The organism is Croceibacterium selenioxidans, assembly GCF_018599195.1.
Taxonomy (GTDB): domain Bacteria; phylum Pseudomonadota; class Alphaproteobacteria; order Sphingomonadales; family Sphingomonadaceae; genus Croceibacterium_A; species Croceibacterium_A selenioxidans.
On record NZ_JAHFVK010000001.1, the window covers coordinates 393,644 to 408,372 of the forward strand.

General features: G+C 64.5%; 14 protein-coding genes. 9 read left to right on the top strand and 5 right to left on the bottom strand.

What is annotated here, in order from left to right; translation table 11 throughout:
- Window positions 1–57 precede the first annotated feature (57 nt).
- The 9 genes from KK137_RS01885 (at window position 58) to KK137_RS01925 (ending at window position 9,768) form a co-directional block, all read left to right on the top strand.
- Window positions 58–1,044 (top strand): ABC transporter substrate-binding protein, encoded by a 987-nt coding sequence (locus tag KK137_RS01885; protein ID WP_214534358.1) that lies wholly within the window; start codon window positions 58–60, stop codon window positions 1,042–1,044.
- A complete protein-coding gene (locus KK137_RS01890) occupies window positions 1,041–2,930 on the top strand; it encodes a nuclear transport factor 2 family protein (protein WP_214534359.1) in 1,890 nt (629 codons plus the stop codon). The genes KK137_RS01885 and KK137_RS01890 overlap by 4 nt, the downstream gene beginning before the upstream one ends.
- A gap of 55 nt (window positions 2,931–2,985) precedes the next feature.
- Window positions 2,986–4,809 carry an SLC13 family permease gene (locus KK137_RS01895; RefSeq protein ID WP_214534360.1) on the top strand — a complete coding sequence of 608 codons (1,824 nt, stop codon included), beginning with the start codon at window positions 2,986–2,988 and terminating at the stop codon, window positions 4,807–4,809.
- Between the two features lie 75 nt (window positions 4,810–4,884).
- Window positions 4,885–5,910, top strand: coding sequence for an amidohydrolase family protein (locus KK137_RS01900; protein ID WP_250893549.1), 1,026 nt, complete (start codon window positions 4,885–4,887; stop codon window positions 5,908–5,910).
- A gap of 12 nt (window positions 5,911–5,922) precedes the next feature.
- Entirely contained in the window at window positions 5,923–6,375 is a 453-nt protein-coding gene (locus KK137_RS01905) for a hypothetical protein (protein WP_214534362.1), read from the top strand.
- 6 nt (window positions 6,376–6,381) lie between these two features.
- Window positions 6,382–7,491, top strand: a complete 1,110-nt coding sequence (locus KK137_RS01910) for a CaiB/BaiF CoA transferase family protein (protein WP_214534363.1) — start codon at window positions 6,382–6,384, stop codon at window positions 7,489–7,491.
- Window positions 7,488–8,429: an alpha/beta hydrolase gene (locus KK137_RS01915; RefSeq protein WP_214534364.1), complete on the top strand. Its 942-nt coding sequence runs from the start codon at window positions 7,488–7,490 to the stop codon at window positions 8,427–8,429. The genes KK137_RS01910 and KK137_RS01915 overlap by 4 nt, the downstream gene beginning before the upstream one ends.
- A 6-nt stretch (window positions 8,430–8,435) precedes the next feature.
- Window positions 8,436–9,230, top strand: a complete 795-nt coding sequence (locus KK137_RS01920) for a hypothetical protein (RefSeq protein ID WP_214534365.1) — start codon at window positions 8,436–8,438, stop codon at window positions 9,228–9,230.
- 223 nt (window positions 9,231–9,453) lie between these two features.
- The gene (locus tag KK137_RS01925; RefSeq protein ID WP_214534366.1) at window positions 9,454–9,768 is read left to right on the top strand and encodes a UrcA family protein; all 315 of its coding nucleotides are present in this window, start codon (window positions 9,454–9,456) and stop codon (window positions 9,766–9,768) included.
- A 57-nt stretch (window positions 9,769–9,825) separates the two neighbouring features.
- Here the strand turns inward: KK137_RS01925 and KK137_RS01930 are convergent, their stop codons facing one another.
- The 5 genes from KK137_RS01930 to acs all read right to left on the bottom strand — a co-directional run bounded on the left by KK137_RS01930 (window position 9,826) and on the right by acs (window position 14,604).
- Window positions 9,826–10,233, bottom strand: coding sequence for a response regulator (locus tag KK137_RS01930; RefSeq protein WP_338027927.1), 408 nt, complete (start codon window positions 10,231–10,233; stop codon window positions 9,826–9,828).
- A 53-nt stretch (window positions 10,234–10,286) separates the two neighbouring features.
- Window positions 10,287–10,589: a hypothetical protein gene (locus KK137_RS16535; protein ID WP_338027928.1), complete on the bottom strand. Its 303-nt coding sequence runs from the start codon at window positions 10,587–10,589 to the stop codon at window positions 10,287–10,289.
- Between the two features lie 70 nt (window positions 10,590–10,659).
- Window positions 10,660–11,562, bottom strand: a complete 903-nt coding sequence (locus KK137_RS01940; protein ID WP_214534368.1) for a DUF8021 domain-containing protein — start codon at window positions 11,560–11,562, stop codon at window positions 10,660–10,662.
- A gap of 39 nt (window positions 11,563–11,601) precedes the next feature.
- Entirely contained in the window at window positions 11,602–12,612 is a 1,011-nt protein-coding gene (locus KK137_RS01945) for a DUF8021 domain-containing protein (protein ID WP_214534369.1), read from the bottom strand.
- Between the two features lie 33 nt (window positions 12,613–12,645).
- Window positions 12,646–14,604 carry an acetate--CoA ligase gene (gene acs, locus KK137_RS01950; RefSeq protein ID WP_214534370.1) on the bottom strand — a complete coding sequence of 653 codons (1,959 nt, stop codon included), beginning with the start codon at window positions 14,602–14,604 and terminating at the stop codon, window positions 12,646–12,648.
- Window positions 14,605–14,729 lie beyond the last annotated feature (125 nt).

Below are 14,729 nucleotides of genomic sequence, written 5' to 3' on the forward strand. Positions count from 1 at the left end.
TCCGTTCGGGGTGAGCTCGTCGAACCGCAAGCTCGCGACGAACGGGGAGGGGCCGTCATGAGGATGATAGGGGCGCTGCTGGCCGGGCTCATGCTGACCGTCGCCGCGCCCGCCCTTGCCCAAGGTTCTCCCGGGCCCATCGCCATCCATGGCAACATGCAGACATTCGAGATCGCGCCCGTTCTCTACGCGGCGGACGAATTTTATCCCGATGTCGCGACGGTGAAGATGGGCGGCATCCCGAACCTCGTCGGCGAGCCGATCGTGCCGGGTTTTGGCGAGGAAGGCGTGGCCGATGTCGCCACTCATGCCGAAACCCAGGCGCTGCGCTACTCGGTTCGGCACCCCGACTTGCGCATCATCCTCAACGTCAGCGAAGGGCTCTACCGAATTGTCGCGCGGCGCTCCGCAGGGATTGAGAGCGTCGCCGACCTCAAGGGCAAGCGCGTTGCCACGATTGCCCAAACCAGCTCGGGCTACTTCCTGCACCGCATGCTGGCGGAAGAGGGGCTGAGCTTCGCCGATATAGTGGCGGTGCCGATCGCCCCACTTTCCGCCATGACGCAAGCCCTGCGCAAAGGAGAGGTCGATGCCGTGGTGATCTGGGAGCCGGAAAGCGAGAATTCGGCCCAGGTGCTGGGCGCCGACCTGATCGAGTTCCATGGTGATGGTGTTTATCGGGAGCTGTTCAACCTCAACACAACGGAGGCCCATCTCGCCGATCCGGCCAGGCGCGCGAAGATCGTCCGCTTCGTGCGCGCAGTGATCGACGCCACGGCGCAGATAAACGCCGATCCGGCCAAGGCCAAGCGGCTGGTAGCGAAGGCCGGAGGGTTCTCGCCGGACGATGTCGCCGACAGCTGGAGGCATCACCGCTTCAACGCGAACTTTCCGCCCGACTTGCTCGACGTGCTGGTGCTGGAGGAACAATGGCTTGCCCAGCGCGACAACCGCCGAGCACGGGGGCGGGAGGAGCTGGCGATATTGATCGACACCAGCGTGTACGAAGAGGCGCTGGCGCTGGCGCTGGCGGGCGGGCAATGATCTGCCGTCTGCTTCTGGCGCTTGCCGCCTTGTTGCTGGCTCCCACGGTACAAGCGCAGGACGACCTCGCGCGGGACACCGCCAGAGTCGAGGACTTGCGCTCGATCCGTGAAATCAAGCGGCTCCAGGCGGAGTGGGGCTACCGGGCCATGGCCGGCGATTGGAAGGGGATGGCCGAACTTGGAACCGATTATGTCGAGATGGTCCTCCCCGGCGGAAACGCCACGGGCCGCAACGCGGTGGAGCAGTGGCTGCGCGACCGCATGGGCCACGGCGCCGACGGGATGCCCGCCGGGCAGCTCAACTTGCGGGTGTGGATCAGCCCGGTCATCACGCTCTCGGCCATGGGAGACCGCGCAACCGGGCGTTGGCACCAGATCGCGCTGACGGGCGAAGCCGGTAAGTCCGCCGAGTGGCGGGGGACCACCGACGTCATCGAATATCACAAGACGCGCGACGGCTGGCGGGTCGCGTTCATCCGGCCTTACCTCAACTTCTCCGGCCCCTACGAAACAGGTTGGCGCCATGACGCCAACGCGCTCGAACGCGCGCCCTACCACTACACCCCTGACGAGGCGGGCGTGGTGCTGCCCGATCGCGAGGCCGCACAACCGCGCCCGGGCGACGAACTGGCGCGGGAGTCATCGCTGTTGCTGCGCCATGGTACGGCCCAGAACCTCGCCAATGCCTTTGGCTACTATCTCGACCGTGGGATGTACGACGATATCGTCGACCTGTTCGCCGCCGACGGCCAGATCGATGTGGCGGGGCAGGGTGTCTACAACGGCACGGCGGGGGTGCGGAAGTTTCTCGCCCGCTTCGGTGAACCGGGGCTCGACCCCGGAGAACTCAACGATCGTCCCCTGCTCATGCCGCTGGTCAATATCTCCGACGACGGCTCGACCGCGCTCGTCCGCGTGGTCGAACTGGGCATGACCGGTCAGCATGGGGGAGAGGGGTTCTGGTCGGCGGCGATCGACACCTTCCTCCTTCGCGCCGACGAACGCGGCCACTGGAAAATTGCCCAGCTGCATATTCGTCCGCTGATGCGGGCGAACTACAAGGAAGGTTGGGCGCACCCCTTGCCCGCCGCCTTGCCGATTGGGGAGAGCCAGTGGCCCGACGGTCCCCCGCAACCGGTCGACCTCTCCTATCCCGATCATGCCTTTGCCATGCAGGCCCTGCCGCCGGGCGTGATCTTCCCGGCGCGCGAGCCCGGCGGGCAGGTTGCGATTACCGCCAATGCGCTGGAAATGGCCGAGGCCTTCGATGGCGCCGAGAACGTGTCGAACGCCTATGGTTACTATATCGACCAGTTCGCCTGGCGTAACACCGCCGACCTGTTCGCCCGCGATGGGTGGAAGGAATTGAGCTACATCGGCACCTTCATCGGCAAGGACCATGTGCTGAAAAGCCTGATCCAGCGCTATGGCGAAGGGGGGCCGAACGATGCCTTTCAGGCAATCCACCAGAAGACGCAGCCTTTCGTCTCCGTTTACGGCGACGGCGGCCGCGCCTTCATTCGCACGCGTTTGCTGCAGTTCAACAGCTCTTCGACCGGTCCGGGCTCGTGGATTGGCGGGATCTACGAAAACCAGGTGATCAAGGAAGACGGCGTGTGGCGGATCCAGGGGATGGACCTCGATTATGTCTGGTTGGCCGATTACGCCACGGGCTGGACCGGCATCGATCCGGATGCGAGCAAGCGCTTTGCCCCGACGGCGGAACAACTCGCGGCTTTTGGACCCGACGCTCCGCTCCGCGGCGAGACTTTCGCCCCCTATCCGCGCATTGCCCCGATGGGCTTCCACTTCGCCAACCCGGTCAGCGGCCGCGAGCCCGTGACGCGACTGACCTGGTCGGACGGAAGGAGGGACGGCGAATAAGGGGAGAGCGGGCCGGGCTCCTCTGCCGGCCCTAATTGCCGTAGATTGGAGTAAGATGTTCGACTTGCTCATCGTCCTTGGTCTGTTGCTTGCGGCGATCGTGATGTTTGCGATCGGGCGGCCGAGAATGGATGCGGTCGCGCTGCTGATGATGGTGATGCTGCCGCTGTCCGGCATCATCACCGTAGAACAGGCGCTGGCCGGGTTCGCCGATCCCAATATCATCCTCATCGCCGCGCTGTTTGTGGTCGGGGAGGCACTGGTCCGGACCGGGGTAGCCAAGTCGCTCGGCGACTGGCTGGTGACCCGGTCGGGCAGCAGCGAGGCGCGGCTGATCGTGCTGCTGATGATCGTCGTTGCCGGGGCTGGCTCATTCATGAGCTCCACCGGCGTGGTGGCGATCTTCGTCCCTATCGTCCTGCGCATCGCCCGTAATGCCCGCATTCCGGCCGGCCGGTTGATGATGCCGCTGTCGGTCGCGGCCCTGCTCAGCGGGATGATGACCCTGGTTGCGACCGCGCCCAACCTGGTGATTCACGCGGAGTTGCAGCGGCATGGATTGCCAGGGTTCGGCTTCTTCGACTTCACCCCGTTCGGCATTCCGCTGCTCGTTCTGGCGGTCGCTTACATGCTCGGGGCCCGACGTTTCCTTGGCGGGGAGAGCGCTTTGGCCGCGACCTCCGGACGGCCAACGCTGGGCGACTTTGTCGAGCGCTACGGACTGGAAGGTCGCGAATACCGCTTTCTTGTCGAATCCGGTTCGCCGCTGATCGGCCGGGCCCTGAATGAATTCAATCTGCGGGGCAGCACCGGGATCAACGTGATCGCCATCGAGCGGACAAAGGTCTTCACCCGCGAACTGCTGCGGCCCTATGCCCAGTTCAGGCTGGAGGCGGGCGACGTCGTGATGATCGACATGTGCCGCCCGGATATCGACCTCGACGAGTTGGAACGCCTCTACAAGTTTCACCGGCTTCCCCTGGCGGCGCCCTATTTCGGCGATCGCAGCCAGGAGATCGGCATGGCCGAAGTGCTGCTTTCACCCGACTCCGATCTGGTCGGTAAGACAGTCGTAACAAGCGGTTTCCGCACGGAGCACGATCTCTCGGTGGTCGGCATTCGCCGGGCCCGGGAAGTGCTCGATGGCCTTGTCGCAGATGTGGTCCTTCGCGCCGGCGACACGCTGCTGGTCATCGGGCCGTGGCGCGCGATCGACTACCTGCCGGTTCATTCGGATGACCTGATCGTCCTCAATACGCCGGTGGAGGTCGAGGACGTGGTGCCCCAGGCGTCGCGCGCGCCCTATGCCGTGGCGATCCTGGCGCTGACCGTGTTCCTGCTGGCGACCGGCTTCGTGCCCAACGTCCTCGCCGCCCTGATCGGCTGCCTGCTGTTCGGCCTCACCCGCTGCATCGACATGAACTCCGCCTATGAATCGATTCACTGGAAGACGCTGGTGCTGATCGTGGGCATGTTGCCATTCTCCATCGCGCTGGAGGCCGTAGGCGCTACCGACATCGCGGCCCAATGGTTGCTGTCGGTCGTCAGTTCAGGTTCGCTGACGCTGGTCCTGGTGATGCTGTTCGTCGTCACCGCCGTGCTCGGCCTGTTCATCTCCAACACCGCAACCGCGGTGCTGATGGCGCCGATCGCGATTGCCATGGCGCAGGCCTTGGGAGTGTCGCCTTACCCCCTCGCCATGACGGTGGCGCTGGCCGCATCTGCCGCGTTCATCACGCCTGTTTCCTCGCCCGTGAACATGCTGGTCGTCGGGCCGGGCAATTACCGCTTCGGTGACTTCGTGCGGATCGGGATTCCGCTGACGCTGATCGTGCTGGTGGTGACGGTGCTGCTGGTTCCCGTCATCCTGCCCTTCTGACAGGCGATCGGAGCCCTTTGCCCGAGCCCGCCTTTGCGCCATACCTTTCCCCAAACAGACAAAAGGAGAGCCGAATTGCGCCTGATTGCCACCGAGGAAGCCTGGTCGATCCCCGAAGTCGCGGAGGAACTGCGCAAGACCGCCAACAGCCCTACGCAGAGCCTCGACAAGCTGCTGGTGAAGGGCATCTACGACGCGCCGAGCGACACCTCGGGCTACGGCAAGCTCGACTTCCTCAGCGGCCTCAAGGACATCGAGGAGCATCGCCTGCCGCAGATGGACGAATTCGGCGTCGACATGCACCTGCTCGCGCTCACCGCTCCCGGGGTGCAGATGTTCGATGCCGACACGGCGATGGAGCTGGCCTCCCTCGCCAACGACCGCCTGGCGGAAGTCTGCCGCAAGTATCCGACTCGCTTCGCCGGCCTCGCCAGCTTCGCCCCGCATAGCCCCAAGCGCGCGGCCAAGGAGATGGAGCGGGCCATCAACGATCTCGGCCTCAACGGCTTCATGATCAACAGCCACACCAACGGCGAATACTTGGACGATCCGAAGTTCTGGCCGATCCTCGAAGCGGCCGAGGCGCTTGACCGGTGCATCTACATCCACCCGCGCGCGGCCAGCGATACGCTCAAGGGGCCGCTGCAGGACTATGGCATGGACAGCGCCATGTGGGGCTATGGCGTCGAAGTCGGCACTCATGCGGTGCGCATGATGGCGGGCGGCGTGTTCGACCACTTCCCCAAGCTCAAGATCTGCATCGGCCATATGGGCGAGGCGGTTCCGTTCTGGCTCTGGCGCATCAATTTCATGAACAGCCGCGCGCAAGTCGTGGGCCGCGCGAAGAAGACGGGCCGCTCGATGGCCGAGTACTTCCAGGACAACTTCGTCATCACCACCAGCGGCGTCGAGGACCCGCTCGCGCTGCGCTATGCGATCGACAAGCTCGGCGTGCAGAACGTGATGTGGGCGATCGACTATCCCTATCAGCCAATGAAACCCGCGGTCGACTTCATCGAGGCCTTCGAATGCACCGAAGAAGAACGCCACGCCTTGTGCCACGGCAATGCCGAACGCATCTTCCACATCGATCCGGCGTAAGGGACTCTGGCGATGGTTTATGGGCTCTATGGCCTGTGCGTGGCGCTGATGCTGGTGATGCGTTTCGCACCGGATTCAGGGGTCGGGTCGGTGCTGAACAGGCATTTGGTCAGCAAACCGCTCGAACACATGGCCGTCTTCGAACGGCATAAGCTGTTCTATCTGCTGATCCTGTCGGCTCTGATGATCGGAGGAGGCGAGGTGATCGTTCTTCTCGAGCCCGAGGTGGTGGCCGCCTACGCGCTGCAAATGGCGGTCTATTACGACGCGGTGTTGGTGGCCTACGCGGTTGCTGCCGCTGCCGTTGCGCGCCAGGGGGTTCGCTATGTTCGGTTGCGCCTTGGCAATGGGAAAGCGACAAGACGCCTCGTCGCTGCTCGCCGTCGCCGCACCCGTCCGGTGAAACGCCTGCTGCCCTCCGCCAACGACGACGACGGCCCCGCTGTCTTCGCGCTTGCTGCCTGACCTGACATGACCTCGCCGCTCGCCGGGATCAAAGTCGTCGAGCTGGCGCGGATTCTCGCCGGCCCCTGGGCGGGTCAGGTGCTGGCCGATCTCGGCGCCGAAGTAGTGAAAATCGAGAGCCCGGAAGGCGACGACACCCGCCGCTGGGGGCCCCCCTTCGTCGAGCATGGCGACGGAACGAAGGACGCAGCCTACTTTCACGCCACCAACCGAGGAAAACGGTCGGTGGTCGCGGACTTCGGAACCGAGGAAGGGCGCGCGACGGTGCTGGACCTCGTGCGCGACGCGGATGTCCTGATCGAGAACTTCAAGCTCGGCGGGCTCGCCAGGTTCGGGCTGGATTACGACAGCCTGCGCGAGGTGAATCCCAGGCTCGTGTACTGTTCGATCACCGGCTTTGGGCAGGACGGACCTTACGCCTCGCGCGCCGGGTACGACTTCATAGTCCAGGGCATGAGCGGGATCATGGACCTGACCGGCGATCCGCAAGGGGCACCGCAGAAGATCGGCGTCGCCTATGCCGATATTCTCACGGGGCTCTACGCGGTGATCGCGATCCAGGCCGCGCTTCATCAGCGCGAACTGACCGGTAAGGGCCAGCACATCGACATGGCGCTGATGGACGTGATGACGGGAACGCTCGCCAATCAGGCGATGAATTACCTTGTCTCAGGCGTGGTGCCCAAGCGGCTGGGCAATGCCCATCCGAATATCTCGCCCTACGAGGCTTTCCCGGTCGCCGACGGGTGGATCATCATCGCGGTCGGCAACGACGCCCAGTTCCGCCGCCTGTCGGACCTGCTCGACCTGCCGGCGCGCGAGCTGTGGGCGACCAATGCCGGTAGAGTGCGGGATCGGCACGCTCTCTCGCAGGCAGTCTCCGCCCAGACCCGCGATTGGGAGCGCGATGCCCTGCTTGCCGATCTCGAGGAGCAGGGCATCCCGGCGGGTCCGATCAACTCTGTGGCCGAGGCGCTGGCCGATCCTCAAATCGTCGCGCGGGGCATGGTGCTCGATCTTGGCGCGGGCATCAAAGGATTACGCACTCCCATCCGTTTCTCGGATGCGGAGCTGACGCTGGGCAGGTCATCGCCCAAGCTTGGAGAGAATGAATGACCTCGCGCCACCTGGTGGACCCCGAGATTGGACCCTTGCTGGAGTTGCCCTCGCTCGAATTGACGGCGGAGGCCTTGCCGGAAATTCGCGCTAACCCGCTATTCACCGGCACGGACGTCCCGCCGCCGCCCTTTCCGGTCAGCGAAGCCTTCGCGCCCGTCTCCGGCAGCCCCGATGTGCGGCTGGTGGTGATTGATCCGCCGTCGCAGGCGAAGGACCGCGCGGCGATCCTTCACATCCACGGTGGCGGCATGGTCGTCGGCACCGCCGATCGCGCCGTGGCCGACAAGCCTGCCCTGGCGCTCCAGCACGATTGCGTGGTGGTCTCGGTCGACTACCGCCTCGCTCCGGAGACGCCGTTTCCTGGCCCGCAAGAGGATAACTATGCCGCGCTTCTTTGGCTGGCGGCCAACGCGGCCTCGCTCGGGGTGGATCCCGCCCGGATCGTCGTGATGGGAGAGAGCGCGGGCGGGGGCCTTGCCGCCAGCCTCGCGCTGATGACGCGCGACAGGGGTGGGCCCCGGCTGGCGGGCCAAGTGCTGATCTACCCGATGCTCGACTGGCGCACCGGAGGGCCCGAGGATGCCTATCGCAACCGCCACACCGGCGAGTTCATCTGGACGCGCGAGAAGAACCGCTTCGGCTGGGAGGCGCTACGCGGCGAATACCAACCTGCCGACGCTCGAAAGGGTTGGTTCTCGCCCGCCCTGGCAGAAGACCTCTCCGCCGTCGCGCCTGCCTACATCGGTACCGGCGCGCTGGACCTGTTCCTCGACGAGGACCTCGACTATGCCCGGCGCTTGATCGATTGCGGGGTGCAGACGGAATTACACGTGTACCCAGGTGCCATTCATGCGTTTGAAATGGTCCCGGGAACAGGACTGGCCGAACAGGCGGCGATGGATTTGCGGCGCGGGCTCGAACGACTGATTGGGTAATCGTTCTTGGATCAGACTTCCCCAGAACGGCCGGCGCGCGCGCTGGCCGATTTCCTTCCTGAGCGGTTTCGCCGGGACCTAGGCCCGCGCGCAACGGGCATGGCGGTGGCGCTGCTGCTCGAGGCGGTGCTTCTGCTCCTGCTGCTCTCGCTCGGCTGGTCGATCAATCAGCCGACTAAGCCCAAGGTCGTCGAAGTCCAGTTCAAGTCCAGCGACTACTCCGAATCCGAGGATGAGACACCGGAGCCCGACCAAAAACAGCAGCCCGCCACCGCCCAACCCGAAGAAGCGCCAATCGAAAAACCGGTCGTTGTGACCCCGGCGCCGATTGCTCCCACGGTTATTCCGATCCCGAGGGTCCAACCCGTCGCACCACCGCCTCCTGCTCCTCCGGTAGGCCCAAGACCCATACAGAAGCCACAGCCGGGCATGCCCTCCTATGGACCGCCCAATACGGGATCCTCCGGCGCGATGGGCGACACCGAGATCGTCGGCACGGCACCTAACGGGGAGCCTCTCTACAAGGCGGCCTGGTACAAGCGGCCGACCGACGATGAGCTGGATGGCTATCTTTCGACCGCTTCGGGACCGGGTTGGGGCTTGATCGCTTGCCGCACGGCGCCGGATTATCGCGTGGAGGACTGCGTGCCTCTGGCCGAGTATCCGCAAGGCTCGATGATGAACCGCGCAATTCTCGCAGCGACCTGGCAGTTCAAGGTTCGCCCCCCGCGTCGGGGCGGAAAGTCGCTGGTGGGTTCGTGGGTCCGGATCAGAATCGATTATGGCATGCGGCCGGAGTAGCGTTCGGTCACAAGCTGTAACTGTCTCGCGAACTTGTCGCGGGATTGCGGGTGCAAATCAGTGCCGGAGCAGCCTCCAGCCCCAGGATTCCGCGGGTTTCGTCAAGTTCTGCAGGCGGACACTTTCCGACAATTTGGTTCAGGCGCGGCATACCGGTGCGACAAGCAGGTCCTATCCCGTCATCACGCCGATCGAGGCGCCCCCCAGTGAAGGACGTAATCAGATGAACACGATTGCCCTCAAGGCCCTTGCCGCCGCCTCGCTTTCCCTCTTCGCAATTGCCCCCGCCGCTGCGCAGGAAGTCAGCGTTGCCGTACATCACGGTGATCTCGATATTGCCTCGCCGGCTGGCGCCGCGGTTCTCGCCGAGCGCCTGGAGATCGGGGCGAACGCCGCTTGCGGCCGCGTCGACCCGCGTGACATGAAGGCTGGTGCCGCTCTCAGCGCCTGCCGTGAAGCCGCGATGCAGAACGCTGTCGAACAGGCCGCTGCCAAGGGCGCGGCTGTCGAAGGCACGGCGCTGGCCTCGCTCGACTGATTTCGGATTATAAATTGCCCCCCAGACGGCCGTCGGGAAACCGGCGGCCGTTTCGCGTCAGGCGGCGCCGAGGCGCTGCAATCTGGCCTGGAGAGTTTCGCCGTCGAAAGGCTTGGTGACGAAACCGTCAGCGCCGGCGGCAATCCCGCGGCCGACGATCGTTGGATCGTTTTCTGTCGTGCAGAACACCACCTTGGGCCCGCCGCCGCCCGGCTGAGCGCGCAGCGCGGTGATGAATTCGATGCCGGACATGATCGGCATGTTCCAGTCGAGCAGGATCAGGTCGGGCATTCCGCCGGCTTCGCAGCGAGCGAGCGCTTCCTGGCCGTTCTCCGCTTCCGCCACGGCATAGCCGAGGCTCTCTACCACCCGCCGCGAGACCGCGCGCATGACGCGGGAATCGTCGACGATCAGGCAGCGTCGTACCTGGGCAGGGGCGGGCGCCTCTGTCGGGGCGGCCTGCACCGTTTCGGCCGGAGCCGGCTGTGCGCCCTCACCATGGGGCGCGGTGCGTTTGATCAGCCCGTGAATGAGTAGACCTCCTTGATCCCGTAGACCTGCGCCTGAGCGGGGGCCTGCGCCGGGATCTCGACCGGGCCGGGTTCCGCTGCCGCCGGAGCGGGGGTCAGCCGGACATGGAGGTACGGTATCCAAACATCGCCGAATTCGGCTTTCTGGTACCACAAGTCGACAACGTCGTAGGACGCCCAGAAGCCGTCGGGCTCGCGCAGGCGGATGCCCTCGCCAATGCGCGGGACGGCCGCAAAGCGCAGGCGTTCCTGGCTCTGGTGGGTTTCGTTCTGGACTTCGATTTCGATCACTGAACCGGCACCCCAAGACTCCGGGAATCACTCTTAAAGTGCAATCCTTGCCGAATCCCCAACGCGCCGTTCAGTTTATACCGGGAGGTCCTCCCACGATCCCGCCATTATCGTCAGCCTGGGGCGAGGGCGCCGTGCCGAGGTTCACGCTAAGGGTATGCGCGGCGCGGATCTTGCCGTCGATGAAGCGAAAGGTGTGGCTGTCGGGCATGCCGCTGGTCGAATTGCCGAAGCGGCAAAAGATATTGATGACGCCCTTTTCCTCGTCGATCAGATAGTCCCGGTTGACGATGTAGAGCACACCGGGGGGCAGGCCGATTTCGCAGGAGGCGTGCGGATCGCCCGTTCGATTGGTGTAGGCCCCACCTTCAAGGCGCGCGCAGGGTGTGCCCCAGGGAATGTCGGTGAACTTGTCGGCAAATCCATCGAGATACGCGTTGGCGCCGCGGATCATCTCGGCCGGTGCGGTCTTCTGGTACTTGAACAGATCCGACCAGTCCTCCTGCTTCGCGTACTTCAGATAGGCGTTGGCGTTGAAAAGCCAGTCGCCCTTGTCGGTCACCAGGCTGTCGACGCGCAGGACCTTGCCGTCGTGCAAGTAGAGGCGCGTGCCGATCACGTATTGGTGGGCGCCTTCTGTGACAATGATCTCGGTGAAGGTCTTGCAGCGCTTGTCGTCATGGAAGCTCATCGCGTGGGCGATGGGGAGGGGCGTGTTCCACAGCCCGGAGCCGCGATCCACATCGCTCATGTTCTCGAGGAAGTGGGCCTTCTCGTGCAGCGGCAGACCGGAGATGTCGCCCTTTCGCTGGGCCTCGACATAGGCGGTGGTGGCGGACTTTAGCTCGTCGCGAGTGCAAGTCGGGCGGTCTTGCAGCGGAGCCCACGGACTCGGCGGCGGCCCCCCTTGGGCAAATGCTGGCGTCGAACCGCCGAGCAAGAGCGCGGCACAGAGCAGTTTCTTGATCATCATATGTGTCCCCCTAATCCGAGATCCGCTTGTCGAAGGACCTTAGCGCACATCCTGGATCTGTTCGGAGCGGCCCTGTTCGTAAGTGCTCCAGCCCGCATTGATGCCGTAGGGTCCGCGGATGAAAATCGCTTCGACGCGTGTGATCTCCTCGCCTTCGATCTTGAACAGTTCGCCGAGTTGCCAGGTCCAGTTGATCGGCCGGTGATCGAAGAAGGCGAAGGCGAATACGATCCCGCGCTCGCGGTCGACGGCCACGAAGCGGCGGTCGCGAATGCCGGTGACGGCGCCAATCAGCGAAGTCTCAAGCTGCTGTTTGCATCCCTGGACTTCGCGCCCCTGCATGCCGATCGTACCCGGCGGGCCGACAATGATCATGCCATTCTCGTGCCTCAGACAATCGTCGCTGAAGGGGTAATAGCCCTTGCCGGTGTTGCGCTGGATCGCATCGAAGTAATAGTTTCCGATCCGGATCAGGTCCGCGCGGCTCTGACGCTCGCCCTCGGGGATGGCCTCGAGGAACTTCGGGTGCGGTGCGCCCATCGCTTCTACGGCCGCGCCCGTAGCCGGGAATGGGCTGCTGCTCGCGGTCTGAACGGGGCCCAAGGGCCGTTCGGGCCGGGCGGCGATCTGCTCGACCTCGGTGATCTTGCCGTCCACTATCCGCAAGCGCAGGGCGATGCCGACGAGTTCGGGCGGCCGCTGCGGGCCGGTGGCCGAACTCTGGGCCTGTTCGAGCACGGTGCCAAGGAAAGCGACCTGCTGGGTCTCAGTGTCGGGAACATAGAACTTGTACTGACCGACGCCGCTGGCGGTGGCCCAGAGGCCTTCGTTCCCGAAGGGAAGCTGGATGCCGTTTTCGGTGAAGCGCACATCGGCGGCAAACAGGGCCGGGTCGACCTTTCCGTCGGCCATCGCCTGGAGGTAGCGGTTGACGAACCCTTCGAGGCACTCGCGCTGGCAGGACTGCGGCTTCTCGGGCGCTTGCGCCGAAGCCGTCGCGGCAAAAGTCATCGCCAGCGCGGCAAGGCCTGCGCGAATCGAATTCCTCATTTCCCCACTCCCTGTTTATTTTGTCGTATCTAATCAGGTCTTCGGCCGGTTCGCCAGCAGGTCGTCGACCACCCCCGGATCGGCCAGCGTCGAGGTGTCGCCGAGATTGCCGGTGTCGTTCTCGGCGATCTTGCGCAGAATGCGGCGCATGATCTTGCCACTGCGGGTCTTGGGCAGCGAGGGCGCGAACTGGAGCACGTCGGGCGTGGCGATTGGGCCGATCTCGCGACGGACCCACTGGATCAGCTCTTTGCGGAGGTCGTCACTATCCTCGGTGCCCGAGGTTGTGGTGACGTACGCGTAAATACCCTGGCCCTTGATGTCGTGCGGCATACCGACGACGGCAGCCTCCGCGACCCGTTCGTGCAGGACCAGCGCGCTCTCGATCTCGGCAGTGCCCATGCGATGACCGGAGACGTTGATCACGTCGTCGATGCGGCCGGTGATCCAGTAGTAGCCGTCCTCGTCCCGGCGGCAGCCGTCGCCGGTGAAGTAGTGGCCGGGGAAGGTGCTGAAGTAGGTCTGGAAGAAGCGCGCGTGATCGCCGTAGACGGTGCGCATCTGACCGGGCCAGCTGTCGCTGATGACCAGCGCGCCCTCGCAGGCGCCGTGCAGTTCCTTGCCCTCGCTGTCGAGGATCGCCGGCTGAACGCCGAACATCGGCTTGCTGGCGCTTCCGGGCTTGAGGTCCGTCGCACCGGGGAGGGGCGTGATCATGTGCCCACCGGTTTCGGTCTGCCACCAGGTGTCGACGATGGGGCAGCGCGCGTCGCCCACGACGTTGTAGTACCACTCCCAGGCTTCGGGGTTGATCGGCTCGCCGACCGAGCCGAGCAGGCGCAGCGTGCTGCGGCTCGTCTTCTTCACCCAGTCATCGCCCTCCCTCATCAGGGCGCGCAGGGCGGTTGGGGCGGCGTAGAAGATCTCCACCTTGTGCTTGTCAACCACTTGCCAGAAGCGGGAGAAGTCAGGGTAGTTCGGCACGCCTTCGAACATGACCGAGATCGCGCCGTTGAGCAGCGGGCCGTAGACCACGTAACTGTGGCCGGTGACCCAGCCAATATCCGCCGCGCACCAGTAGACTTGTGGGGTGCTGTCCGGGTGGGGGCGGTAGTCAAACGTATACTCATGGGTCATGCCGACCCACACGGCATAGCCGCCGGTGGTGTGAAGCACGCCCTTGGGCTTTCCGGTCGATCCGCTGGTGTAGAGGATGAACAGCGGGTCCTCGGCGCCCATTTCCTCTGCCGGACAGTCGGTTGACTGGCTGGCGACAGCGGTGGCCCAATCGAGATCGCGGCCCTCGATCATCGGCACATCGGCGCCCGTGTGCCGCAGCATGATGACTCGCCGGACCTTGCCGTGATGCTCCAGCGCCGCATCGACATTGGCCTTGAGCGGCACGCGCTTGCCGCCGCGCAGGCCCTCATCGGCGGTGATGACGACGTCGCTGTCGCAATCCTCGATCCGGCTGCCGAGCGCCTCCGGGGAGAAACCGGCAAAGACGATCGAGTGGATTGCACCGATCCGCGCACAGGCCAGCATCGCCACCGCCGCTTCGGGGACCATCGGCAGGTAGATCGTCACCCGGTCACCTTTGCGGACCCCCTCTGCCCTTAGAAGGTTGGCGAAGCGGCAGGTGGCTTCATGCAGTTGGCGATAGGTGAGGGTGCGGACGGGCGTGGCCGGATCGTCCGGCTCCCAGATGATCGCTGTCTGATCGCCCCGGGCGGCGAGGTGGCGGTCGAGGCAGTTGGCGGTGAGGTTGAGCGTGCCGTCTTCGAACCAGCGGATGCCAAAGGTGGCTTCGTCGAAGCTCGTGTTCTTGACCGTGGTGAAGGGCTTCAACCAGTCAAGCCGCCGCGCTTCCTCGCGCCAGAAACCCTCGGGATCTTGTACGGAGCGGCGGTATTTCTCGGCGTAGGTTCCGGCATCGATCAGGGCCTCTTTCGCCCATGTCTCGGGTACGGGATGAATTACGCCGTCATTCACGATCTCTCTCCTCTCACACGTTTGTCATTGCCAGCGGAGCGAAGCAATCCAGGGTGAGAGCGCTCAACTCCTTGAATTCTTTCATTACTTCCGCCCCTCGCAATGTCGAAGCGAAATGATTTTTT

Coding starts and splice junctions, on each gene's coding strand:
- KK137_RS01895 (WP_214534360.1), top strand. CDS start 2,986: ATGTTCGACTTGCTCATCGTCCTTGGTCTGTTGCTTGCGGCGATCGTG.
- KK137_RS01910 (WP_214534363.1), top strand. CDS start 6,382: ATGACCTCGCCGCTCGCCGGGATCAAAGTCGTCGAGCTGGCGCGGATT.
- KK137_RS01940 (WP_214534368.1), bottom strand. CDS start 11,562: ATGATGATCAAGAAACTGCTCTGTGCCGCGCTCTTGCTCGGCGGTTCG.
- KK137_RS01885 (WP_214534358.1), top strand. CDS start 58: ATGAGGATGATAGGGGCGCTGCTGGCCGGGCTCATGCTGACCGTCGCC.
- KK137_RS01925 (WP_214534366.1), top strand. CDS start 9,454: ATGAACACGATTGCCCTCAAGGCCCTTGCCGCCGCCTCGCTTTCCCTC.
- KK137_RS01905 (WP_214534362.1), top strand. CDS start 5,923: ATGGTTTATGGGCTCTATGGCCTGTGCGTGGCGCTGATGCTGGTGATG.
- KK137_RS01915 (WP_214534364.1), top strand. CDS start 7,488: ATGACCTCGCGCCACCTGGTGGACCCCGAGATTGGACCCTTGCTGGAG.
- KK137_RS01890 (WP_214534359.1), top strand. CDS start 1,041: ATGATCTGCCGTCTGCTTCTGGCGCTTGCCGCCTTGTTGCTGGCTCCC.
- KK137_RS01945 (WP_214534369.1), bottom strand. CDS start 12,612: ATGAGGAATTCGATTCGCGCAGGCCTTGCCGCGCTGGCGATGACTTTT.